Annotated in this window: 23 protein-coding genes and 1 pseudogene; 7 read left to right on the top strand and 17 right to left on the bottom strand. The window is 59.4% G+C overall.

Features of this window, described 5'->3' with window-relative positions:
• Positions 1-84: 84 nt before the first annotated feature.
• Genes BN871_RS11880 through BN871_RS11870 form a run of 3 tightly spaced genes read left to right on the top strand, consistent with a single transcriptional unit; the run spans position 85 to position 3,849 of the window.
• A complete protein-coding gene (locus BN871_RS11880) occupies positions 85-1,230 on the top strand; it encodes an endospore germination permease (protein ID WP_048746171.1) in 1,146 nt (381 codons plus the stop codon).
• Positions 1,175-2,701, top strand: coding sequence for a spore germination protein (locus BN871_RS11875; RefSeq protein WP_083436400.1), 1,527 nt, complete (start codon positions 1,175-1,177; stop codon positions 2,699-2,701). Before BN871_RS11880 ends, BN871_RS11875 begins: the two co-directional genes overlap by 56 nt.
• A complete protein-coding gene (locus BN871_RS11870; protein ID WP_048746168.1) occupies positions 2,698-3,849 on the top strand; it encodes a Ger(x)C family spore germination C-terminal domain-containing protein in 1,152 nt (383 codons plus the stop codon). The genes BN871_RS11875 and BN871_RS11870 overlap by 4 nt, the downstream gene beginning before the upstream one ends.
• A 56-nt stretch (positions 3,850-3,905) precedes the next feature.
• Here the strand turns inward: BN871_RS11870 and BN871_RS11865 are convergent, their stop codons facing one another.
• The 9 genes and pseudogenes from BN871_RS11865 to BN871_RS11830 all read right to left on the bottom strand — a co-directional run bounded on the left by BN871_RS11865 (position 3,906) and on the right by BN871_RS11830 (position 12,724).
• A complete protein-coding gene (locus BN871_RS11865; RefSeq protein WP_021878757.1) occupies positions 3,906-4,715 on the bottom strand; it encodes an MBL fold metallo-hydrolase in 810 nt (269 codons plus the stop codon).
• A 49-nt stretch (positions 4,716-4,764) separates the two neighbouring features.
• Entirely contained in the window at positions 4,765-5,661 is an 897-nt protein-coding gene (gene gnd / locus BN871_RS11860; RefSeq protein WP_021878758.1) for a phosphogluconate dehydrogenase (NAD(+)-dependent, decarboxylating), read from the bottom strand.
• A gap of 132 nt (positions 5,662-5,793) precedes the next feature.
• On the bottom strand, positions 5,794-7,014 hold the full coding sequence (efeB, locus tag BN871_RS11855; RefSeq protein ID WP_048746165.1) for an iron uptake transporter deferrochelatase/peroxidase subunit: 1,221 nt from the start codon (positions 7,012-7,014) through the stop codon (positions 5,794-5,796).
• A gap of 31 nt (positions 7,015-7,045) precedes the next feature.
• Positions 7,046-8,224, bottom strand: coding sequence for an iron uptake system protein EfeO (efeO, locus tag BN871_RS11850; protein WP_053086975.1), 1,179 nt, complete (start codon positions 8,222-8,224; stop codon positions 7,046-7,048).
• Positions 8,225-8,261: 37 nt separating this feature from the next.
• Positions 8,262-9,767: an FTR1 family protein gene (locus tag BN871_RS11845; protein ID WP_053086974.1), complete on the bottom strand. Its 1,506-nt coding sequence runs from the start codon at positions 9,765-9,767 to the stop codon at positions 8,262-8,264.
• 235 nt (positions 9,768-10,002) lie between these two features.
• A complete protein-coding gene (locus BN871_RS11840; protein WP_048746163.1) occupies positions 10,003-10,695 on the bottom strand; it encodes a class I SAM-dependent methyltransferase in 693 nt (230 codons plus the stop codon).
• A 74-nt stretch (positions 10,696-10,769) separates the two neighbouring features.
• Positions 10,770-11,228, bottom strand: coding sequence for an MFS transporter (locus BN871_RS29010; protein WP_232312992.1), 459 nt, complete (start codon positions 11,226-11,228; stop codon positions 10,770-10,772).
• Positions 11,197-11,964 (bottom strand): annotated as a pseudogene (locus BN871_RS29005) (MFS transporter); the annotation flags it as partial. The gene BN871_RS29010 and the pseudogene BN871_RS29005, both read right to left, overlap by 32 nt.
• 214 nt (positions 11,965-12,178) lie before the next feature.
• Positions 12,179-12,724 carry a cysteine hydrolase family protein gene (locus BN871_RS11830; RefSeq protein ID WP_373864505.1) on the bottom strand — a complete coding sequence of 182 codons (546 nt, stop codon included), beginning with the start codon at positions 12,722-12,724 and terminating at the stop codon, positions 12,179-12,181.
• Positions 12,725-12,837: 113 nt separating this feature from the next.
• On the opposite strand from BN871_RS11830, the gene BN871_RS11825 reads away from it, so the two are divergent.
• Positions 12,838-13,200 (top strand): DUF423 domain-containing protein, encoded by a 363-nt coding sequence (locus BN871_RS11825; RefSeq protein WP_048746159.1) that lies wholly within the window; start codon positions 12,838-12,840, stop codon positions 13,198-13,200.
• Positions 13,201-13,269: 69 nt separating this feature from the next.
• On the opposite strand, the gene BN871_RS11820 is transcribed toward BN871_RS11825, so the two are convergent.
• The 3 genes from BN871_RS11820 to BN871_RS11810 all read right to left on the bottom strand — a co-directional run bounded on the left by BN871_RS11820 (position 13,270) and on the right by BN871_RS11810 (position 15,175).
• Positions 13,270-13,662, bottom strand: coding sequence for a hypothetical protein (locus tag BN871_RS11820; protein ID WP_021880915.1), 393 nt, complete (start codon positions 13,660-13,662; stop codon positions 13,270-13,272).
• Between the two features lie 85 nt (positions 13,663-13,747).
• On the bottom strand, positions 13,748-14,041 hold the full coding sequence (locus BN871_RS11815) for a hypothetical protein (RefSeq protein WP_021880914.1): 294 nt from the start codon (positions 14,039-14,041) through the stop codon (positions 13,748-13,750).
• A 54-nt stretch (positions 14,042-14,095) separates the two neighbouring features.
• Entirely contained in the window at positions 14,096-15,175 is a 1,080-nt protein-coding gene (locus tag BN871_RS11810; RefSeq protein WP_048746156.1) for a hypothetical protein, read from the bottom strand.
• A gap of 147 nt (positions 15,176-15,322) precedes the next feature.
• Here BN871_RS11810 and BN871_RS11805 point away from each other — a divergent pair, with 147 nt between their 5' ends.
• Positions 15,323-15,631: a hypothetical protein gene (locus BN871_RS11805; RefSeq protein ID WP_048746154.1), complete on the top strand. Its 309-nt coding sequence runs from the start codon at positions 15,323-15,325 to the stop codon at positions 15,629-15,631.
• 128 nt (positions 15,632-15,759) lie between these two features.
• Positions 15,760-17,016 carry an N-acetylmuramoyl-L-alanine amidase gene (locus BN871_RS11800; RefSeq protein WP_021880912.1) on the top strand — a complete coding sequence of 419 codons (1,257 nt, stop codon included), beginning with the start codon at positions 15,760-15,762 and terminating at the stop codon, positions 17,014-17,016.
• Between the two features lie 72 nt (positions 17,017-17,088).
• Here the strand turns inward: BN871_RS11800 and BN871_RS11795 are convergent, their stop codons facing one another.
• On the bottom strand, positions 17,089-17,967 hold the full coding sequence (locus BN871_RS11795) for a LysR family transcriptional regulator (protein WP_048746217.1): 879 nt from the start codon (positions 17,965-17,967) through the stop codon (positions 17,089-17,091).
• 136 nt (positions 17,968-18,103) lie between these two features.
• Here BN871_RS11795 and BN871_RS11790 point away from each other — a divergent pair, with 136 nt between their 5' ends.
• The gene (locus BN871_RS11790) at positions 18,104-19,006 is read left to right on the top strand and encodes a DMT family transporter (RefSeq protein WP_048746152.1); all 903 of its coding nucleotides are present in this window, start codon (positions 18,104-18,106) and stop codon (positions 19,004-19,006) included.
• 1 nt (position 19,007) lies between these two features.
• Here BN871_RS11790 and BN871_RS11785 read toward each other — a convergent pair whose 3' ends face one another.
• The 4 genes from BN871_RS11785 to BN871_RS11770 form a co-directional block, all read right to left on the bottom strand.
• Positions 19,008-19,253: a hypothetical protein gene (locus BN871_RS11785; RefSeq protein WP_048746150.1), complete on the bottom strand. Its 246-nt coding sequence runs from the start codon at positions 19,251-19,253 to the stop codon at positions 19,008-19,010.
• A gap of 205 nt (positions 19,254-19,458) precedes the next feature.
• Positions 19,459-22,230 (bottom strand): FtsX-like permease family protein, encoded by a 2,772-nt coding sequence (locus BN871_RS11780; protein ID WP_048746148.1) that lies wholly within the window; start codon positions 22,228-22,230, stop codon positions 19,459-19,461.
• Positions 22,230-22,910, bottom strand: coding sequence for an ABC transporter ATP-binding protein (locus BN871_RS11775; protein WP_021882290.1), 681 nt, complete (start codon positions 22,908-22,910; stop codon positions 22,230-22,232). The genes BN871_RS11780 and BN871_RS11775 overlap by 1 nt, the downstream gene beginning before the upstream one ends.
• Before the next feature lie 104 nt (positions 22,911-23,014).
• On the bottom strand, positions 23,015-23,877 hold an 863-nt coding region (locus tag BN871_RS11770; RefSeq protein WP_048746146.1), incomplete at its 5' end, for a sensor histidine kinase KdpD.

Genomic DNA, 23,877 nt, shown 5'->3' with positions numbered 1-23,877 from the left:
CGCCTGATTGTCGGAACAGTCAGGTATAGAAAAAAATGGATGGCGCAAACTATCGTTTATCAATTCTTGACCGGATGTGAGCCTATGTCAACCTCGTCCTACAAAATGAACATGTTTCAAGCCCTGATGATTCTCATGCTATCCAACGGCCTCGCCTGCCATGTCATCGTCAATCCGATGCTGCTCGACGCTTCGGGACGGGATGCCTGGATTACCGTCATCTCCGCAGGCGCTTTCTTCATTCCATGGAGCCTCCTGCTTTATTACATGATGAAGAAATCATCCATGCAGAACTGGCAGTCGTGGCTTGCGCGGCATACGCACCCGGCGTTGTCGTGGATTCTGCTTCTTCCCGTCTGCATCCATCTCTATCTCATTGGACTCGGCACCGTCATTCAGACCGCGAACTGGAGCGTCAGCAACTATCTCCCGGCAAGCAGCGCCTTCCAGCTTGCGATCCTGCTCGTGCTGATCTGCCTGCTGCTCGCTTCCTGGGGAATCCGCATTATCGCGATCGCGTCCGGCGTCCTGCTTCCGGTCGTCATCATCCTCGGCTTTTTCGTCGGCATCTCGAATTCATCGGTCAAGGACTATACGCTGCTCATGCCGGTCCTGGAGCATGGCTGGAGGCCGGTCATCAACGGCTTGGTATACGCCGGATCGGCTTATATGGAGCTGCTGGCGCTCCTGCTGCTGCAGCATCACATCCGGGGCAAAGCAAAGCCCTGGCATCTGCTTCTGTACAGCAGCTTCATCGTCATCATGATGAACGGTCCCGTCATCGGGGCGATCACCGAGTTCGGACCGCTCGAAGCGGCGATGCAGATGACTTCGCCCTACGAGCAGTGGCGGCTGCTTCGCATCGGACAGTATGTCGAGCATCTGGATTTCTTCTCGATCTTCCAGTGGCTCTCAGGAGCGTCGATACGAGTCAGTCTGCCTGTCTTCATTCTCGCGGATGTCCTCCCTCTGCGCAGCTCGAGAAAGAAAGCGGTCTTCATCCTGGCCGTGATGGCCAGCTACCTCGTCTACACGATACTGCCCGCCAACAATTGGACGCTGTACTTGTTGATGTTCGATTACTTCATGCCGATCTCGCTCGCCGTTTTGCTTCCTTTATCCTTGATATGGTCGCTTTGCGCCGCATTTGCCAAACCGGACAGGAGGAATGCCAATGAATCGTCCAAGCCAGACAACGGACCCCCGGCAGCCCCCCAGCCGACAGGCTGAAGCCCCTCGTGCATGGACCAAAGCCGCCTTGGAAAAGCAGTTCAACGGCTCCGAGGACGTCATGGTCCGCAGCGCCTACTTTGGCGAGTACAGTGAAAAGGAAGTTGTGCTCCTCTACAATACCGGGCTATGCGATACGATCTCGATCAATAAATTCGTTCTTCCCGAACTGGGGGCCTGCTACCGCAAGCTCGGCTCCTTCTCGCGGCCGTTGCTGCAGCTGTCCGAAGCTTTGACGCTGCAGGGCTTCGACCGCAATCCTGGACCGCAGGAGGTGGAAGACATCGTCTATGACGGCATGCTTCTGCTCCTGTTCGTCCAGGAAGGAAGCCTCGCCTATATGGACTTGTCCGACAAGCCGAACCGCACTCCCTATGAATCCAGCACCGAGATATCCATCAAAGGGCCGAAGGACTGCTTCATCGAGGATATCGACGTCAACGTCGCCCTTATCCGGAAGAGAGTCCGCAGCAGCTCGCTCGTCACCGAGCGGTATACGATCGGCAGGAGAACGCGGACCAAGGTCGTCCTGATGTATTTTCGGGATATCCTGAAGCCCAAGACTCTCGAGGTCGTGCGCAGCAGGCTCGGCAATATTGATATCGACGGCTTGTACAGCATCAATCAGCTGGAGGACCTGCTGACGCAGAACCGTCTTAAAATCCTCCCGCTCATGGACTTCACCGGCAGGCCCGATTACGTCGTCTCCTGCTTGCTTGCAGGAAGATTCATCATTTTTGTGGACGGCAACCCCATGGTGCTGATCGCGCCTTCCGGAATCAGCCTCATCATGAAATCGCCGGAGGATGTCCACTTCAACTACTCCTACGTCTCGTTCGCCAGGCTGGTCAGGCTGCTGAGCCTGTTCATATCCATCTTCCTGCCCGGCATCTGGGTCGCTTTGATGGCCTTCCACCAGGATCAGATCCCGTTCCGGCTGATGGCGACGATATCCGTGTCGAGGCTTGGACTGCCTCTGTCTTCGCAGATGGAGATGTTCCTGCTGCTCATGCTGCTGGAGATATTCAAGGAAGCGGGAGTGCGGCTGCCGAACCCAATCGGGCAGACACTGACGTCGATCGGAGGCCTGATCATCGGGGACGCCGCCATCAGGGCCGGGCTCGTCTCGCCCTCCGTCGTCGTCATCGGAGCCATTACAGCCGTATCGGGAGTGACGCTGGTCAACCAGTCGCTAAGCACAGTCATCAGCATCATTCGCCTGTTTTTCTTCCTGCTGGCATCCGTCTTCGGCCTCTACGGCCTGATTCTCGGAATCGTGCTATTCGTCGCCTATATGTCGAAGCTGCAGTCCTTCGGAGCGAATTACCTGGCTCCTCTGTCTCCGCTCATTCCCCGCGATGTGCTGAACTCGTTCCTGCGCGCTCCATGGTACTTCATCCGCCGCAGGCCGGCGAGCATGTCCGAAAAGGGCATGGACGGCGACCATCAGAAAGAAGAGGAGCAATCATGAGGCTAACGATCATGAGGCTTGCCGCCATGCTGATCTCCGCCGCGCTCTGCCTGACAGGCTGCGGCAATTCCAGAGATATCCAGAGCCTGGCTTATGCGACCGCCATCGCGATGGATTACAAAAACGGCAAGTACGTGGGCTACATCCAAGTGCTGAACTTCTCCAACGTCGCCCGCACCGAAAACGTCGAGCTGGGCAAGCCGGTCCCGATCTGGATCGGCAAAGGAGACGGCGAGACGATTCCGGGGGCTCTGTTTGAAACGAACGCCACTGCCCAAGCGCCCGTATTCTGGGGGCATGTGCGCACCGTCATCCTGTCCGAGAACATCATGAAACGGGGAGTGAAGGATTTCTTCGAGGTGCTGAACCGGCACCGGGAAGCGAGGTACAATTTCCTGGTCTACGGAACCCGCGAGAAGATCGAGGACATTCTCGTGCAGAAGTCGATGTTCAATCTGTCGCCGCTCGATACGATGATGTTCACCGCCGTCCAGATGAACACGCAGAAATCGTTCATCCTGCCGATGACAAGCAGGGAAGTCTGGAGCTACATGAACGAGCCGGGCAACATCGGAATGATTCCGGAAATTTCCATCGACCACAAGCTGTGGTTGGAGGATCGGCGCCCCAAATCGATGTTCATGATCAATGGGGCTTATTTCTTCAAAGACTATGCCATGACGGCCCGAATGCGCATGGATGACCTCAAGGGCATCCGCTGGCGGAATCCCAAGCTGGACTTGACGCCGGTGAAAATTCCCTACCGAGGCAAGGCGACCGGCGTCCTCATGCTCTCCCACCCTAAATTCGTTATGAAAATATCCGAGGTCGGCGGAGAGCCTCTTTACGATGTCGCGGTAGAATGCAGCGGTTATGTCGTCGATATGAATGCGAACCTGTCTATTCGAGCGATGGAAGAACAGGCTGAGGAAGTCATCAAGGAGGAAATCATGGCGACGCATATGAAATCGGTCGCCATGAAGACCGATCCGTACCATTTCCAGCTTGAGCTGTACCGGAGACATCCCGGCCAATATATGAAGCTTCTCGGCAAGTCGGATTACTTCCTGAACGAGAAGTCGATCCGCTCGATTCGCGTCCATGTCCACCTGGACAGCACGCAGAAATCCAAAGGCCGCTCGCTGTAGCAAAAAAAACACCCTCCAAGGGGTGTTTTTTTGCTCTTCTGATCATCGTCCCGGATTCATACGAACGGAGGCTCGTCTTCGGGTGCATGGCTGTCCCCTGCATATCGTCCATGGCTTGGCACCGCGATCTCATCGAATTTGTCCGCAAGCCTCGACAAGCCTTTCCTGAGCGCTTCCCCTTGCATTGGGGCTCCATGACCGGTGAGCGCGAGGGCCGGGTCCAGCTCGCGCAGGCGGCGCACCGAGATTTTGGAGGCATGCCAGTCCGGCGTGAAATAAACAGGAGGTCCATGCACCTCCTGTTCCTGTGTCAGAACCGCCCAGGCCGACTCCTGCTTGACGGTGATGAAGGCATCTCCGGCGATGACGGTCCGGTCCCGGTCCCGGAACAAGGAAATGTGGCCGGGTGTATGGCCCGGAGTATGAATCCACCGCCAATCCGCCAGATGCGGGACATGTCCGTCGGAAGGAAGCGGCTGGACGCGTCCGCCAAGTCCGAGTCCATGACGAGGATATAGCGGCGATACCGCCGTCATCAGCCCGCCTCCCGCCGCTGGATCCGGCTCGGGATAATCCTTCGTGCCTCCTACATAAGGGAGCTCCAGCTCATGGGCGTAGACGGGAACATCCCATTCCTCCAAAAGCTTTTCCAGCGAGCCTACATGGTCGAAATGACCATGCGTCAGCACAATTGCCTTCGGTGGAGCCGAGCCGAACCTCTCCTCCGCCGCATCCTGAATGGACCGGGAAAATCCCGCGATTCCGCAATCGACGAGCACCCAATGCCCAGAATCCGGCTTGCCGATCATGACGACATTCGCAATCATCGTTCTTTTCAGATCCAGGTCTTCCGGCAGCGCGGTCATCTATGTCCAGCTCCTTTTACCCCAGTATGCCCTCAGCCGCCTGCCGCATTCATTCCGATCTGACGACGGCATGGCCGCCGAATTCGTTGCGCAGCGCCGCTACCACCTTCCCGGTGAACGTATCGGATTCAAGCGAGCGATACCGCATCATGAGCGACATGGCGATGACCGGAATCGCCGCCTGGAGATCGAGAGCCGTCTCGACCGTCCACTTCCCTTCTCCGGAGGAATTCATGACGCCTCGCAGCTCATCGAGGTCCGCATCCTTGGCGAAAGCCCGTTCGGACAGCTCCATCAGCCACGAACGGATGACCGAGCCGTTGTTCCACACCCGCGCCACTTTCTCGTAATCGAAGTCGAAGCCGCTTTTCTCGAGCACCTCGAAGCCCTCGCCGATTGCGGCCATCATGCCGTATTCGATCCCGTTGTGGACCATCTTGAGAAAATGCCCGCTGCCCGGCTTGCCGGCATATAAGCAGCCATTCGGAACCGACGTGTCCCTGAAGATCGGCTCCACGATCTGCCATGCATCCGCATCGCCGCCTACCATGTAGCAGGCGCCGTTCCTGGCGCCCTCCATGCCGCCGGACGTCCCCGCATCCACAAAGGAGATTCCGGCTTCCTTCATCCGCTCGTATCTGCGGATGGTCTCCTTGTAATGCGAATTCCCCGCTTCGATGACGATGTCTCCCCGTGCGAACAGGCTCCCGAGCTCTTCCAGCACGCCGTCGACGACTTGGTGCGGAACGAGGATGAGCGCGATTCTCGGCTGCGGCAGCGAGTCTGCCAGCTCCTTCAAGGTGGAGGCTCCCTGCGCTCCTTCTTTCCGCAGCTCCTCCACGGCCTTCGGATTCACGTCGAATGCCGTTATCCGATACCCGTGCTCCATCAGATTCCTACCCAAATTCATGCCCATCTTGCCAAGCCCGATCAAGCCGATATGCATCTTCCGATTCCTCCTCTATCCTTGTCTTCCTTTCCTTACCCGGAGAGAAGGAATGGGAAGCTTAGTCTTCCCGGAACGAATGGCGGCATGCAAAAAAAGGAGATTCCGCCATCATGGCGGAATCTCCTTCCCCTACCCTTCCAGCAGAGCCTGTCCGATGTACTGCCCTTCCCGGATTCCTCCGGGACAGGCATACATCGCGCTTGCGATATGCTGGGTATACTCGTTGAGCTTGTCCCTGCTCTGCATCATCCGCAGCATGGGGATGAACTGCTTCGACGGATTGCGCTGATAGCTGAGAAACAGCAGTCCCGCATCAAGCTGGCCGGTTCTGGAATCGATTGCTCCCGTATAAGAATAGGCGCGCCGATGAATGCTCTGTCCGGAGTCCTTCGCGAGCCGGACATGGGAATCGGCAGGCAGCTCGGCTTTTACGACCGGGTCGAATTCGCCTTTCGACCCGTACGCGGCGCCGCTGTCCTTGGAACGGCCGAACGTATCCTCCTGGGCTTGAAGGGATGAACGGTCCCATACTTCCAGCAGCATGCGGATTTTTCTGTAGGCAAGGTACGATCCGCCCTTCATCCAATCCGGCTCCTCCGTTCCCGCCCACAGAACCTCGTCATAACCTTGCAGAGTCTGATGCAGGCTGTTGGCGGTGCCGTCCTTGAAGCCGAACAGGTTCCGCGGCGTCTTTCCCTCCGGCGCGCTGATGAAGCCCTCTTCGGTCCAGTTGACCACGGCGGAGCCTGTCGCGAGCCGAATCAGGTTGCGAAGCGCGTGGAATGCGACCTGCTGGTCATTCGCGCAGATCTGGACGACGATGTCCCCGCCCTTGAAGCCTTCCTCGATATGGTCCTTGGGCATCCGGGGAATCTCCTCCAGATAGAGCGGCTTTCGCGAAGCGATGCCGAAACGGTCCGAGCCTCTGTCGAGGAAGAAGGACGTGCCGAACCCATAGGTGATCGTCAAGCCGGCAGCTCCGAGATCCATCGTTTCACCGGTATCGGCCGGCGGCAGCAGCCCGTTGCCGCTGCTCTGCCTGTATCCGCCCGAAGCGCTGAGGTCGCTGAAGCGCGTCCATTCCTTGAGCATGGCGATCAGCCCGGCTCGGCCGATATCCAGGATGCGAAAGCTGGCCAGATACATATAGGTCTGCTGGGGCGTTGCGATGCCGGCCTGGTTCGGCCCGTAAAAAGCCGTCTCCTGAGACGCTTCCGCCGAAGCCTTCTTCTGGCCGAGAGCGGACAGCACGGCTCCCGCCCCTCCTCCACCGAGAGCAAGCGCCGCGCCGGCGACCGCAGACAGCTTCAGAAAGTCTCTCCGCGATACTTTCGACGGGTTCTTGTCCATTGTGCTCACTTCCTTTTCGCTGCGGTTGGGATTACAGAATAGCCGCGGTCTGGGTCATCAGCTCCGACAGCTGGCTCAGCTTGTCGCTGATTTCACGGATCTGGTCGGTCGTCAGCTTGTCGTAGGCCACATAATCGCCGCTCTTGCGGTACGTGAGCAGCATCGCTTCCATGTCCTGGAACTGCTTGTCGAGTTTGTCCGCAAGCTCCGTATTGTGCTCGTTGAGGGCAGGGATGATCGCCAGATAGACCGTCTTGGAGCCTTCGACATTCGCTGCGAGGTCGACAAGATCGCTTTTGGAATAAATCTCTTCTTCGCCGGTAATCTTGGAGGTCGCCGCCTCGTTGATCAGCTCGATCGCTCCGGCAACCATCGTCTTGGCATCAAGCTTGATATCCTGCACCTTCGCAGCCAGCTCCTCGGTGTCCTTCACCAGCTGATCGGCATAGACATCCATGCCGGCCAGCGATTTGTCCGCCCACAGAGCTTTCTCGATCCGGTGATAGCCCGTCCATTCGCTTTCATTCTCCACGTCTGCCAGGCGGGCGTCGATTCGGGGATCCAGATCGCCGAAGCTTTCCGCTACGGGCTCGATCGTTTCAAAATACACGCGCGCTTTGGTGTATTCCGCCTTGGCCGCTTCCATATCGCCGGATTTGACGAGGCCCGCGAACACCTTGGTGGAATCCGCAAGCGCTTTTGCCTGCTCCTTGACAAAGGCCTCGTAATTGGCGACAGCCTTGTCCAGCAGCTCGGAGGAGCTGCTGCTTGACGGCTTGGCCTGCTGGAGCGCCTCAAGAGCCTGCATCAGCTTTTGAGCGGTCGCCGCGAGAGCATCGAAATCCACTTTGTCGTAAGCCGACGCCGAGAAGATCGGAATTTCATGCTTTTCTACTTCCGTGTACTCAAGCGGGAAAGCCGTTCTGACCGTATTTTCATAGGACAGCCAGATATCGTTGATGGCTTTGCCCTGCTGCTTGACTTCGGCCAAGTCCTTCTTGGCCAAAGCATCCTGAAGCTTGCTTGTCTGCTCCTTCATTTTGGTTGTGCCGTCCAGTACGGCCTGATTGCCGCCTGCAGCGGCCGATGAAGGGGCGGCTCCGGAATCGGCCGCTGATTCGCCAGTACCTGTAGATCCCGAAGAGCAGGCGGAGAGAAGCAGAATGCCGCCAAGAGACAATGCCGTAAGAGCTTGAGCGCGTTTCTTCATCGAGTTCAGATCTCCTATCGATAATCAATCATTTTATTTAGGACGCCGTTTCCGTCCGGCCTGTCCGGCCTCCGAGCCGCTTAAGCCATCCAGACGCGGAGCCTGCCAGCGCGAGCAGCACGAAGACAAGCTGGGGAAGCGTGCTGTACCAGGAAGGATAAAGGCTGATCGAAGCCCACTGAGGCAAGTAATCCTTCACGTCGGAAGGAATCGCCCCTGCCATTTGCAGGCTGTGGATGCCGGATCCAAGAAATTTGAAGCAGAGGTAAAAGACGACGAGGCTGGATGCCAGAAAGAGCGGCCGCACCGGAAGCTTCTGTCCTGCCTTCAGGATGATGAAGGCAAGGACGAACAGCAATCCAAACCCTGCCCCGATGCCGGCTGCGAGCGTTCCCAGACTCATCTTGCCTGCCAGTCCGATCAGGAAGATGACCGTCTCCAGTCCTTCACGCAGGATGGCGAAGAAGGCGAGTAGGCCAAAGCTGACCATGCGGCCGCTCGAGGCGGCTTTGTCGCTCTGGCGGTTCAGAAATTTGTTCCAACGGCCGATATCCGCGTTGCGGTGGAGCCAGTAGCTCACATAGAGCAGGAGCAGGCTGGATAGGATGCCGGTCCATCCGTTGATCAGCGAGCTGCTCCCGCCGAATGCCTCCGACGAGAAAAGGATCGCGATGGCAAAACCGGCCGCCAGGCAGACAAGCATCCCCAGCGCCGATCCTCCCGCCACCCACCGCTTCGCCGCTGCCGATTTGGATCGGCCAGCGGCCACGAGCAGCGCGCCGACGACAAGTACCGCCTCTAGACCTTCCCGCAGAGGGATCAAGGCGGCATCCCACCAGCTGTAACCAGCCTCCGCAAAAGGCGCAAGACTGTCGGCCATTCTCTTCAAGACCGCGGATGCTTGCGGCCTTTGGCCTTCGTTGGCCAAATAGGCATCCGCAAGGACGAGATCCCGTTCCGTGTCGTTGTATACTTTCTGCGAGCGGCTGACGACATCGCCCTCTACAGCCAGCCACTGGCTCTGGAGCTGCTTGACCAGGCTCGCGGCTCCCGCCCAATCCTGACGGTCGGCCTTGTTCCTGGCATCGGCCAGCTTGGAGACATAGAAGGCCAGCGTCATCTTCGTCTTGCCGTCATTGCCGGCGTATGCACCGTCTTCATAGTTGTGAAGGGAAAATCTCAGCGCGCCGGAAGTATCGAGAGCTGCGGACAGATCCTCGGTCAACAAGGACAGGGATAGATCTGCGATCTGCTTATCGATCTCAAGGGCGAGGTCGAGCGATTCGCCCTTGACGTCCGCTTTATGAAGAGCCCACCACTTCTTGACAGCTTTGAATGTTTCTGCGGCTGCCTGGCTGTCCTTCGCTTCAAGACTTGCATAAATGATATCCGCCTGCCCCGATATGGCGGGCACATTCTCTTTTGCATGGCTGTCGCCGGCTCCGCTTGCCCATGCGGTCCGGCCTGACATCAGCATGGCCGCCAGCATTCCGAGCAGCATCAGCCTGACAATGCGCATACTTGCCGCAGCTTCCAGGTTCACGTCTATCGGCCTCCGAATTGCAATTCATATTGATAATCATTATCAGTAACCAGTAAATAATAAAGGAATTTCTGTTTGAGTGTCAATGTATTTTTCTTGACGGTTTTACCGTTTTTAAAAATCGATATCTATGGTTTACATAATTATGCTTACCTTATTGTCAAGCAAAATAGAGAGCCTGCATCGATTGCAGGCCCTTTTGCTTCTACCTCTTATCGTTTTTGAAAAACCATCATCACGAACGAGCCCTGAACTCGGTTTTTTCCTCGTACTTCTCTTCTTCAATGGCAACATCGTTCCGTTCTTCCCGGAGCAGAGTCCAATCGGCGTATACATCGCTCAGCAAGCGGCACGCTTCGTCTTCCGAAAGATTAAGCTCGATCTTCGCATCAAGCTCCTCCCCCGTCGCCGCCGCTGTCTCGGAGATTCCGGTATTCATGGACAAGCAGTGGATGCCGCCGCTCGCGGTTGCTTGCTGCAGCCTCCCGATAACGGCTCGAAGGGCATCCTCCGAGGAAACATGCTCGAGACAGCCGCAAGCGACGACATAGTCATAGGAATCCGGCTCGTAATCCGCTTTCTCTGCGTCGCACTGAAACGCCTCTACTTCTTTCTCGACTCCATACTTCCGAGCATTTTCCGTCAGCTTGCTTACCGCTTCCTCGAGCAGATCCGTTCCGATCAGCCGGCCCGCTCCGGCCTCCTGCAGCCTCATGGCGATAGGGATGGCATTGCGGCCCGATCCGCAGCCAAGGTCAAGCACAGCCGGATTCGGATTGCCGGCGATGACGAGCTCGAGCGATTCCATGACAGCCGGAATCGGTTGCGACAGCCAGCTTCCCGGCTTCAGAATCTCCTCGGTCTCATACAGATGGGCATGATAAGTTTTCTCCGATTCCCTGGCTTCCTCAAAATCCGTCTTGGACATGGGGATCCTCCCTTGCATGTAATGGGTATGATTTCTTCATACCCTGCTTCAGGACCGTTGAAAAAGGCGCCTGCTCAAGCTTCGGCCTCCTCTGCCGGCTTGAAGCGGTCCTTGGAGAAAAGATACCAGAACATGACGGCGATGAGCGTATAAATGACTGCCGTAACCGAAAATGCCCACGCATACCCTTGGTAAGGCCCGTACTTGGCGACAAGGCCCGTGCTGATCGGTGCTGCGATGAACCAGCCCAGATTGAACATCGCTTCGCCCGAGCTGGCCGCCAGCCCCCGGAGCGAGCGATGCACATACTTCATCTTGATCGTATTGTAGAACGGATTCGCGGCATTCATCAGCGCCTGGCGGAACAAGTACCCTGCGCCGGCAAGCCAGAATTGATGCGTATAAGCGGTCAGGACAAGAAACGGGATGGAGCTGAGCTGAAGCCATACGACCGCTCTGACCTCCCCCCATCCGCCGGGCGATCGCCGGCCCGAGCAGGTAGGCGACTGCCGTCGCGCCTTGGCCGAGCGCAACGACGAGGCCGATGACCGACTTGGACGCCTCGAACCGGTCTTCGAAATAAACGTTGAGATAAGGCACGACCATGCCGCCCGCCATGGAAGAAAGCAGGCTGAGCAAAGTAAAGGCTCCTATCGCATAGAAGGAGGAGCGATGCTCCTTCATGGCGGCTTTGAGCCGAACACCCTTCACGGGGCTTGGCGGCTGCCCGACTCCTCCCATCGAGGCTGACGCCGCTTCCTCTTCCTTCCCGAACATGAGCACGGGTATTAGTCCGGCTCCGGCTATACCGGCGCCGATCAGCAGCGTAAGCCGCAGGCTGAGCACTTCGCCCATACCCGCAAGCTGCAGCAGGTCGGTGATGAAGCCGCCCGCCAGATTCCCTACCACGTTGGCTGCCATGACGAGCGCCATGTTGAAGCTGAACAGATGGATCCTTTGCCTGGCAGTCGAGTTGTTCGCCATGAACGGCAGGATCGTCGCCGATACGATCGCCTGGGCGATGCCTCCCGCGAATGCGGATCCGGTCAAGCCGCCCGCTCCCGGCAGCCAGGCGCGGAGGACGAGCGCCGCAACGACAGCGGCGGCCCCGATGCTGATCATCCGCTTCGGCCCGAAGCGGTCATTGGCCAGGCCGGCGGGAATCAGGATGAGCGCGGAGGCCAGCGCGGTCATGCCGACGATCTGGCCGACCATCGTCGGCTCGTAGCCAAGCGCTTTCACATATAAATTGTAGACGAGGCTGTACATGCCGAGCCCCACGTTCCAGAGCAGGTTGAACACAAAAAACAACCGGATATTCCGGCTGTAGCTCTGGATTTGCATCTGCCATTCTCTCATGAAGTTGGACATGTTACCCATACTACCTCATGCGGCAGATTCCGACAATACTCCCGGCGAGTGTATCCCGATGCGCAAAAAAAAGAGCTTGTTCGACAAACGAACAAGCTCTGCAAAGCTAGGATCAGACGATCTGCGCTCCCAGGCAGGTGCGGAAATGCCGCAAAGCCCATTCATGACCGGCCTGGTCGAAGCTCGCGACCGCTTGCTCATGGATGAAAAGGGAGTAATGGAGATTATAGGCGTCTACAGCCGTGTGCAGGATGCAAATATCCGTGCAGTCGCCGACAAGATGCAGGTCTCGGATTCCTCTCTCCCGCAGCCGCAGATCCAGATCAGTGCCGGCAAAAGCCGAATAGCGGGTCTTGTCCATGTAAATGACGTTGGGCATCTCCTTGATGCTCTCGTACGTTTCGGCCAGCGAGCCGTACAGCTCCCTTCCCTTCGTCCCTCTCTGATTATGAGGCGGGAACAGCTTCGTTTCAGGATGCCACGGATTTCCAGCCTCATGGACGTCGACCGCGAAAACGACCAAGTCTCCGGCTTCCGCGAATTCCCGCGTAAGCCGGACGACCTCCTCCTCGATCGCTTGTCCGGGCTTGCCGCATGTCAACGCGCCGTCATCCGCTATGAAATCATACGTATAATCAATATTGATCAGTGCTCTCATGCCATTCATCCTCTCTTTCGGATCTCTTTGCCTGCTATCGCCGGCCGCTCTCCCGTTCGTTGACGGATCGGCCCTGATCCGCTACGATTCGTGATGAAGGAGGCGTTGACGAAATGAATGCATTCATAGGTTTGGGAGCCGCCGCCATGTTTATCGGGGTCGCGCTCGGCGCTTTCGGCGCCCATGCGCTCAAGCGCAAGCTGAGCGAGGACAAGCTGGCCGTATACCAGACAGGAGTTCTGTATCAGCTCGTCCATGGCATCGGCCTTCTCTTAATCGGGGTTGCCGGATACTTTTCCGACTCCGATCTGCTGGCCCCCGCCGGCTGGCTGCTTGCGGCAGGCATCCTGCTGTTCTCGGGCAGCCTCTATGCCCTGAGCCTGTCCGGAATCCGCAAGCTTGGAATCGTCACGCCGATCGGCGGCCTTGCTTTTCTGGCTGGCTGGGCGCTGATGGCCGCCGCTTTTTGGCTTTAGCGCGCTGCTTATGCAGGGATGCTGATTTCCGCCCGGGCGGAAATCAGGCCATCGGCGCAACACGCAGCCTCAAGATTGGACAAGACCGAGCATCGGCGACAGCTCCGGCGGCAAAATCCGTTGGGAAGGCGCCAGATTGCCTGCCGAATCCACTCCATATACCGACATCGCCATTTCCGAGAGATCGTCCACATTGTTCAGCCGCATCTCGTAGATCGACAATCCCGCAACGCCGAACGAGCGGGTAACCGCCGAGTTCGAGGGCACCATGAACCCTGCCACATAGATCGGCGACAAGGTCGAGCCTCCGATCGGGATTCCAAACACCTGCACGACGACAAGCGCTTCGTCCGGACCCAGGTTGCGTGCATAAAGCCAAGCTTGAGCCGCAGCAGTCCCTCCCTGAGCCACATTCGCCATCAAGCCGGTCGTATAAGTCGACATGCCGACCACCCTTTTCACGCAGACTTGTCCTATTCTATTCTTAAAGCGTTGATGAGGTCGCGGCATGCGGCAATGATGGGCAAATGCCTGCCCGGCTCGCATCTTACAGACGGTCCAGCTGCCTGCGCTCCGCGCTTGGCTTGCATTCCCGGCACAAGCCGACCACGCGGCCGTTCTCGTCGGAATAAAAACTCAGCCGCGCAGCGGGCTTGCGGCATGAGGAGCATAATTGAGACCCCGGCTTCGCGGCTGCGCTGTCGCTTCTGCCTTTCCTGGAACGGTATGCGTTCATGTTGACGATTTTGCTCTTGCCTTGCCGGCCGGCAGCCCGGGAACGGCTCCAAGCCCATGCTGCGGCTGCCGCAATCGCCGCACCGGCTATCCAATATCCGATCATAGCCTTCTCCTCCATGCAAATGGATAATTCTAACCTGTCAGAACGATCAAGGTTCTATCTCCATTTTTTCAAATGTCTCCCAAAAGCATACATGACGAGCAGATGAACTTGCGCTTGCGAGTACTTGTACAGCAGCCAAGGCAGCGAAGGGATGAAATCGTGGATGGCCGCGAGGCATTCCCTCGATCCCGGCAGCAGCAGAAATTCAAGCCTCCCCCGTCTCCCTTTCCCCTTGCCGGCCAGCAGCCCTCCGCTGATCTCGAAGGTGAAGCTGCGGAAAGCCCCGGCTTGCCTGCGCTCAGTCAGCTGCAGGAGAGGACGCGGAATCCCTGCCGCATAGATTCGGCATTCCCCTGCCGGATTCCTCTCGACCCGCAGCAGCGGGCGGCCGAAGCGGGACAGCCAGTCCAGGTAATAGAAGGCCGCTTGCTCCGCGTTCATGCCGTCCGGCAGGGTGAGCCTTTGGACGGATCGGACATCCCGCCTTCGGTCCATTCCGTTCGCGAATCCTGCTTGCCCGGACGCCTCGCGGACGGTATCGCCAGTTCCTTTCTCCCCCGCCATCGCGCGATAGCCCAGAGCGGCGCATATGGCTGCCGCTGCCTGAAGCGGGCCTGCACCGCCAGCCGGGATGACGGTCAGCGGCACTCCGTGAGAAGCGAGAATGCCTTCCACCTCCCGCCGCTTTTGACCGTTGCCGGCCCGCCTCGGCATCGACGGGTATGGCAGGATATTTCCGTCGAGACAGATGATCCGCTTCACGCCGTTGGCCGCCGCGGCAAAAGCGAAATGCTCCGCCAGCAGGGCGTCGAGGTCCCGCGATGTCCCTTGGGTCAGCCTCGCAGAAGGCTTGCCTGCATGGAGGAGGAAAATGGCCATATCGACTTCAGCCAGAGCAAATACGGCTTCTTCCTGTGAATAGAAGTCGCATGTCCGCCACGCAAGGCGACCGTGATGGCCGCTGGCAGCAGGATGCCTGCCGATCCCGATGAGAGCGGCCTCGGGCGGCAGCATGGCGGCAAGCCTGCTTCCTACCGATCCGCCAGCGCCGGCGATCGCGATGACCGGGCGGCGGCTACGCCCGCCTGCTCGGCCAGCGGCGTTGAGCCTATCCGGCCCGATGGCCTCGTCCAAAGCCAGGCCCCCTTTCATTTCTATACGAAATCATACCCTTGCAACGCGAATGTCAAAAGCAGAAGGACTGGAATGCATCCTATTGCGCACAGCAGGTACCTTGTGAGAATATAGCGGTATCCAATTTCTACAAGGAGTGATGAACCGATGCGCAAAAACCTGGAAAGATTCAAGCAGGCGCTGCAAAACGAGAATAAGCTCAACGGGCATGAAGGCGTGCTGATCGCTTTCGACCATCTTCTCGACCTCCTTGAAGAACACGAGCAGTATCACCGCGTCGAGATCGGCGCCCGCAGCACCAACAGCGAGAAATCCAACGGCGAGGTGGAAGCTGCGATCCGGCAAGAAACGGAGTTTTTCCGCAACGCCGTGCATACGGTCATCGAACGGACCGTATCCGACCTGGTCCACAAAGGCCAGAAGGACTGGAAGAAGTTTTACGACCGGGTCGACTGACGGCCTGAGCCTGCCTGCCCCTACAGGGCGGGCTTTTTTTTCATTTTTGCTTGGCGAGGCCGTCCGCCCTCACTCCTTGTCCACTCCGGGAATAGAGTAACGCATGACCGAAAAGGAGTGATAGATTTATGGCCAAAACATCCATCCTGGGCTCCCAGTCCGTATCGGCCGACGCGATGATCCGTTATGTGGCGGGCGTGAACCCTTCCTTCAACGGAGAAATCGCCAGGCAGTTCCTGGCCGTCGGCGCCCGTTACGGCGTGCGCGGGGACATCGCCCTGTGCCAATCGATCCATGAGACGAACTGGTTCCGCTTCGGCGGAGACGTCCAGCCGTCGCAGAACAACTTCGCCGGCATCGGCGCGACCGGAGGCGGCAATCCGGGCGCTTCGTTCGCTACGATCGCAGAAGGCGTCACGGCGCAGATCCAGCATCTGTTCGCCTACGCTTCCACAGCGGCCGTGCCTGCCGGGGAAACCATCGTCGACCCCCGCTTCTCGCTCGTGACGCGCGGCTCCGCGCCGGCGTGGGAAGATCTTGCGGGCCGCTGGGCCGTGCCGGGTTATGACCGGACCAAGTACGCCAGCCTTGCAGACGCCATGGCCGCCGGCGAGACTTACGGACAGCGGATTCTGACGCTGTATCAAGCGATGAGCGCAGCGCCTGCGGCGGCGCTTCCCATCCTCGCGCTGGACGCGGGCCATGGGGGTACCGATCCCGGCGCATCCGGCAACGGCATCGTCGAGAAGGACAGCGCCCTGGACTTGACGCTGAAGACAGCCTCCTACTTGAGGAGCAAGTACGCCGTCGATATCCGCCTCACCCGCAGCAGCGATGTGTTCGTCGCCTTGAGCGACAGGGCAAGCCTGGCGAATGGCTGGGGAGCGGCATACTTTGTTTCCATCCATCATAACGCAGGGGGAGGCGAAGGCTACGAATCCTATGTATATCCCGGAACCCGCACCGGCGCCTCCGGCCGCAGCCAGGATGCCGTCCACAGCTTGATCATGGCGTATCTGAAGCCGCTGGGCGTCGCGGACAGGGGCAAGAAGGAAGCGAACTTCGCTGTCCTGCGCGAGACATCGATGCCTGCCCTGCTGCTCGAAAACCTGTTTCTCGACCAAGCCTTCGATGCCGGCTTGCTGAAGGATGCCGCCGTCCGCCAAAACCTGGCGGCAGCGATCGGCGAAGGTATCGCGGCGGCCATGGCGCTGAAGCCCGTATCTGCGGCGGCTGCGCAATCGTACAAGCAGGAAGCCGTCGACTGGCTCTATGCCCAAGGCCTGCTAACGGACCCGGCCTGGAAGCAGCAGCCGGAAGCTCCGCTGCCGCTGTGGGCGGAAGCCCTCGTTCTTCAACGGCTGTACAGCCGGCTGCAGTCCTGATGCTGCAAGCCATGCGCCGCGGCAGCGGCGCCTACATAACGATGCGCCCCCGCACACCGGCTGACTCCGCCTTCACGGCTGCCTGGATTCCATGAACCGCTTGATATAGTCGAGGAAGCGGCGGGCTGCCGGCGAAAGCAGCTTGAACGAGGAGGCGGCGATCGCCAGCGTCCGGTAGCGGCCGTCCTCCAGCTCGACCATCGCGGCGTGATGATCCCTTCCCTGCAGCACGAGCTCCGGAAGGATGCTGATGCCGAGGCCGTGCTCCACCATGGCGATGATGGCATAATCGTCCGCCGTCTCGTACTTGATGCGCGGCCTCTGGATGACCTCCTCGAGAATGCGCCGGACGTCATAGTCGGAGCCTTCCTTCGGAATGATGAAGTCCTCGCCTTGAAGCTGCTGGAGAGACAAGAACGGCTGGCCGGCGAGCGGATGTCCGGCCGGCAGCACGCAGAGCATGCGGTCCTTCTTCAACGCCAACGTGTCGAGGCCATCCCGGGCCGGAAGGCTCAAGAAGCCCATATCCATGCTGCCGTCGGTGATGCCTTCCTCGATATCCCGGTAATCCCCCTCGATCAGCTTGATTTCGATTCCCGGATAGTCTCGGTCGAACTCCTTGATCATTTGCGGCAGCCAGTGGACCGACACGCTCGTGAACGTGCCGAGCCGCACCGTGCCCGCCTGCAGCCCTTTGATCGCCGCGATTTCCTGCTGAAGCTGCTCCTGCCAGGACAGCATCTCGCGCATCGGCTTCAGCACCCTCTCGCCGTCGACGGTGAGCCGGATGCCCGAGCGGCTGCGGGCGAGCAGCTGGATGCCGAATTCCTTCTCCAGGCTGCCGAGCGCATGGCTCACTCCGGATTGGGTCAAACCCAGCGTTTCCGCTGCTTTTGTCAAGCTTCCGTGCTCGACGACTGCGCTGAATATTTCGTATTTGACCAGACTCATGAGCGGCTGCTCCATTCCTTTTTTATCATGAATTTCCTTCATGTAAATCATGAATAACATTCAATTCCCTTATGTTATGGTTCCTAGTATACTTTACCATCGGAAGATACGACAAGAAGAGGACGGGAACACGAACATGAAGAAGTCGGAATGGCTGCTCGTAATGGTAACGATATGCTGGGGATCCTCCTACCTGCTGATGAAGCTGGCGTTGGATTCGGTCGGGGAAATGACGTTGATCGGACTGAGATTCGGCATAGCCTTCGCGCTTACGGCCGTGCTCTTCCATCGGAAGCTGAAAGGCGTGTCCTTGCATACGACCGGTTATGCAGCTTTGCAGGGAGCGCTGCTGCTCGGCGTCTTCGTCTCCATCACGTACGGCCTCAAGACGACGAGCACGTCGAATGCCGGCTTTCTGGTCAGCCTGACGGTCATATTCGTGCCGATTCTGTCCGCCGTATTCATGCGCCAGAGGATGAAGCCGCAGCTGACGGCCGGCATCAGCCTCGCGATCGCGGGCATCGGCCTGCTCACGCTGAAGATGCCTCTCAGCATGCAGCCGGGAGACATTCTGTGCATCGCAGCGGCATTCTTATATGCCGTGTATGTGCTCGTCACCTCGCGCGCCGTCAGGAAAAAGGTCGACATGTTCCAGCTCGGCATCCTGCAGCTGGCGTTCACAGGCGGCTACGGCTTCGTCCTGGCCTTTCTCCTGGAGAAGCCATCCCTGCCGCATTCGCTGAACGGATGGCTCTCCGTCGGCGCTCTGGCTGTCGTGTGCAGCGCATTCTGCTATATCGCGCAGCCGCTCGCCCAGCGGTATACATCCCCGGCCCGGGCAGGCCTAATCTTTGCGCTTGAGCCCGTTTTCGCCGCCCTGTTCGGCTATCTGTTCGCAGACGAGGTATTGGGAATGCAAGGTTATATCGGAGCCCTGCTCGTCATGTCGGGCGTACTCGTGTCGGAGTACGGAGGGCGCTGGATATCGGCGCTGCGCAAAAAAAAATCAGGCCAGCCGGCCGTTCCGGCCGAAACCTGATTCATGCCATGGCGCATGCCTGGCTTGCCGCGCGGGCTTTGCCCGCCGCCGCGAGCGCATGCTCCATGGCTGTTTTTTTGACCTCATCCGGATGCAGGCTGTCGCGGCTGAACATGTCGCACAGCGCATCCTGCGCCGCCTGAACCGCGAGCGCCTCGTTCTGCAGCAGGTACATGCATACGCTGTAGCAGTGACTTTCGACCGACCGCAATCGGCGAATCCTGTCGGCTTGATCCCTCTTGCTCATGATTCATTCTCTCCCCCGTGGCATAGCTCTATCTATAAGACGAATCCTAACAGCAATATGTAGCACCATGGTACGCACAAAACCAGTATAAGGGAATTTTACCAGACAAAAAGTAACAAAGTATTTACGAAATCTGAGTTTTTTCTTAAGATTGCTGGAAAAAGGAGCGCTTCGCCGCAATATCGGCGAAGCGCTCCTTCCTTCATTAGACGTCGGCAGAGCGCAAAGGTTCCGTCGGCGAGGAGATCAACGCTCCGCGCGCGGGTCCGATGTTGAACAGGAACGCCGCCGCCAGCAGCAAGCCAAGCACGCCGGACAGAAGCAGCCAAGGAAATTCGGCTTCGACGGGCGCTTCTCCCGGCCTCAGGTCGGTCTGCAAAATCCGGATGAAGGCATGGGCGCCCGTCGCTCCGGCAGCCGTGCCGGCGAGCAGGCCGCCGCCGCCGAGCAGCGTCCCCTCCAGCAGGAACGAGCGGAACAGCTTGCGGGATGGAATGCCGGCGCAGCGCAGCATCGCGATCTCCCGCGACCTCTCTCCTATAGAGCGTTTCTGAAGCACCGCAAGCCCCAGCAGCCCGATGACGGCGGACAGAACGGTGAAGCCGATGAAGCCGTTCACGAGCTGCTTGTTTTCGGCATACTTCTCGCTGTTCGACAAATATGGAATGCCGACGGACAACGCTCCGCCCGACACGAGACGGCTGCTGATCTCCCGGTCCAGATGCAGGTCTCGGTAATGAAACTGAAGCAGCAGCAGGCCTTGATGGACCTGATTGTCCCATGGGTGATGGTAGGGCTTGAGCTTGGCCAGCAGCTCAGGATTAACATAGGTCGTTGCATATACGTATTCGGTGCGGGCGGTGGATTCCGTATTATCGGCCGCAAAGCCGGCAATCTTCAACTCGACGGTGAGGTCGGGCTTGTCCGAGGGACCGACGAGATTATTCTTGTAAAAGCTCATTCGGATATGATCTCCCGCTGCATAGGTTGCTTCGGGTCCGTGAAATATAGAGGGCTTATCGCCTGCCGTCTTCCTGTATTGAAGAGGCAGGACGACATAACCGTCATCCGATTCCACTTTGTTCCATGCCTCTTGATCGCTGCCGAACTCCGGCGACCGTTCGGCAAGCGTCCAGCCGCCGCCGGCCAGCAGCTCCTGCGAGACCGGCACGAACGCCTGGCTGAAGCGGGAGCCTTTCCCTTCCAGCTGGACGCCGCCCATGACAGGCTCGACAACGGCGTGATGCGAGACCGTCCGGCGCAGCTCGGCATCCGTCCTCAAGAGCTCAAGCACGCGTTCTTTTTCTTCCGCCGATTGGTAGGGAACGTAGCCGCCATACCCGAGCATCGTCTGAACCGTGCGTTCCGTGTCCATGTTTTTGAGAATGAGGCTGCTGAGCCCCGAGGTGAAGGTCACCGTCATCATCGCGATGCCGAACAGGAGCATGACGGTGAACGTCCTTCCCGGACGCTGGCCGGCATAACGAACGGCGAGCAGAGAGGACAGGCTGAGGCGTCCCGCCAGCCGGCGACCAGCGCTCAGCAGCAAGCCAAACACGGCGTAAACCGCTGCGGCCGAAGCGCCAAGCCAGGTCAGCAGCAGCGCAAGCATCGTTCCTCCGGAAGGCGCTGCCGGCTCCCAGCGGAACGCCTGATAGAGATGAGCCCCCAAAAAAGCAGCCGCTAGAATCGGGAGCGTCCAGGCTCCGGCTTGCCTTTTCCACCCTCTGCCCTGCTTGCCGCCGGACGCCGCCTCTCCCCTCAAGGCGGAAACGATGGTCCCCGCACCGGCTTTGCGGCTGGCGAGCAGGACCAGCAGGCTTTGATACAAGAGGACGGCTGCCGCTGCGACGGCCGCCAGGGCAGGCGAAATGCGGGCTGTGATGGGAATGCCTGCGGAGCTGACCGCGTGCCCGTATCCACCGCCGTAGAGCAGCTTCACCATTGCCCATCCTGCCCCCGCCCCTGACAGCAGCCCGATCAGGCCGGACAGCAGCCCGAGCAGCAGCGCCTCGGCCGCGAACAGCCCCCTCGCCTGCCGCCGGTTCATCCCGATCGCCCTCAGCACCCCGTACAGCTCGCTTCGCGATTCGGCCATCATGTGGACGATCTGGCGTAGCAAAAAAGCGCTGGAGAAGATCGCCGTCATACTGATCGCCAAAATGACCATGACCATATTTCCGCCTGCTCTGGATAAGGCTTCACGCTTCACGAATCGAGTCTCCGTCAGCTCATTCATCTTGTTGCTGTAGTTCATGCCAATGACGCTGCCGGCCGGATCCGTCCTCCCGACCAGCACGAAGCTGTAGCTGCCTTCAGGGCTGCCGGCAAGCGCTGCCGCATCGCGCTCGTTCACCAGGATCGTTCCGTTCCTGCTGCCCCGATCGCCTCTATATCCGGTCACTCCGGTCGCCTCGACGACGTCCCGGACGATCAGAGGCTTGCGCATCCCGGCGGCATCCGCCGCCCACACCGCGTCGCCGGCTTCAAGCCCGAGCCTGCCTGCGGTTACCCGGTCCAGAATCGCTTGACCCGAAGGCAGCCCCGTCCTCCATAATTCGGCTTGTCCTTCATCAAAGAGCTTCGCTTGCTGCGGATCCAGCCCGAGCAGCTGGACCTGCTGCAGAGACTTCGCATCTGCATCCTGCCGGTCGGAAGCGAACAGCGTCGTCGCGCCGGCAACGACCGGCAGGCTGCGGTAGCGGACGCCGGGCATCGATTCCAGCTCAGACCGGAGCGTCACGGCCTGCTCGCCGCTGAACGGCTTGCCCTGCTTCGGCATCAACACCCAGTCGATCGGGCCGAAATGAGCGCGTACCCAAGCATCTCCGCTGCCCTTGACGGCGATGTAATGAAAGCAGGACATCGAGATGAGCATCGCCCCGATCGCCCCGGCCAGCAGGCTGAGCAGCGTCTGCCGCTTTTGCCTTTTCAGATACAGGAGGCCTATCCGCCAGCTCAATCCCTTCGCCAGCATCAGAGCGTACCTCCGTCATGCACGATCCGCCCGTTGAACATGCGGATCTGCCTCTTCATCCGGGCTGCGAAGCCCGAATCATGCGTCACGAGCACGATCGTCGTGCCGCTGCGGACATTCAGCATCTCCAGCAAACCCAATATCTGCTCCGCCGTATCGGAGTCGAGCGCGCCCGTAGGCTCGTCCGCGAACAGGATGTCCGGGCGGCCGGCTACCGCCCTGGCGATCGCCACGCGCTGGTTCTGGCCTCCGGACAGCTGCGCCGGCAACGCCGCCGCCTTGTTCTCCAGCCCGACGAGCTTCAGCGTTTCCCGCGCTGCGGACTGCGCCTCTTTCCTGGACATGCCTCTGGCCATGAGCGGCAGCATGACGTTCTCGGCCGCGCTCAGGACGGGAACCAGATGATAGGATTGGAAAACGAAGCCCATCCGCCGAAGCCTGACCTCCGCCAGCTCCTTCTCGCCGAGCTTGTGGAGAGCGCTCTCTCCGAGCCAGACTTCGCCGCTCCCGGGCGGCTCCAGGCCGGCGAGCACATGAAGCAGCGTCGTCTTGCCGCAGCCCGACGGCCCGGTGACCGCCACCGTCTCCCCTTCCTCTACCTGCAGATTGATCTCCTTGAGCGCCCGGGCGGCCTCGCTGCCCGTCCCGAACGTTTTGCTCACTTGCTTCGCCTTCAGCATTCCGGCGCCAGCCCCTTTCTCCCGCTCGGCGGGTACGCCAGTAGACTAACAGGCTTATGTGCAGCAGCCATCGACACAATGTGCAGACATTGTGAAGAAGGCGGCTATTCGCGATAGGCAGGAAGCTCGGCATAAAAAAGAGCTCCCGCTCCGAAGCGGCTGCTGACGCCGACGTAGCCTCCATGGGCTTCGGCAATGCCCTTGACGACGGCCAGCCCCAATCCGAGCCCGCGCGGCGCGGGACTTCCGTCCGCGTAAGTCCGCCTGCGGACATAGCGCTGGAACAGCTGATCGAGCTCTTCCTCCTCCATTCCCCAGCCGTCGTCCTCGACTTCGATCCGCACTCCGCTGCCTGCCGCCGCGACTCGGACGGTCATCGTCGTGCGCGCATGCCGAAGAGCGTTGTCCGACAAGTTGAGCAAAAGCTGGCGGATCCGCTTCTCGTCGCCGAATACCTTCGCCGCCTCGTCGAGCTCCGTCCGGACCCGGATTCCTTTATCCCCGGCCTCCGCTTCCAGCAGCTCCGCGATCGCGGCGGCCGCTTCGGCCGGAGCGAACCAGCGCTTGTCCAGCGCCAGCCGGCCGCTCTCGGCGAGCGACAGATCCTGCAGATCCTGGACGAGACGGGCCATCCCTCTCGCCTGCTCCGACAACTTGGCGAGCTGGGAGGCATCCAGCGCCCGCTCCTCGTACAAGGCGTTGTCCAGAGACGCCAGCAGGACGGCAAGCGGCGTCCGCAGCTCATGGGCGACTTCGCCCACCATCGATTTGCGCACCGTCTGCAGGTGCTGGATGTAGTCGGCCGCTTCGGACAGATGCACGGACAGCTCCGCCTCGGCCGGATTCTCGGCGGCGGGCGCCTGAAGCATGCGCGCTCCATGCACTGCCGCAGCGGCAGTATGCCCGCTGCCGCTCGGCCGAAGGAGCTTCGCCTCGTCGGCCCACAGTCTCAGCCGACGCTGGCCGC

Source organism: Paenibacillus sp. P22 (assembly GCF_000469945.2).
Lineage (GTDB): Bacteria > Bacillota > Bacilli > Paenibacillales > Paenibacillaceae > Paenibacillus_O > Paenibacillus_O humicus.
Note: the sequence above shows the minus strand (reverse complement) of the source record. Positions and strands in the feature narration are given on the sequence as shown.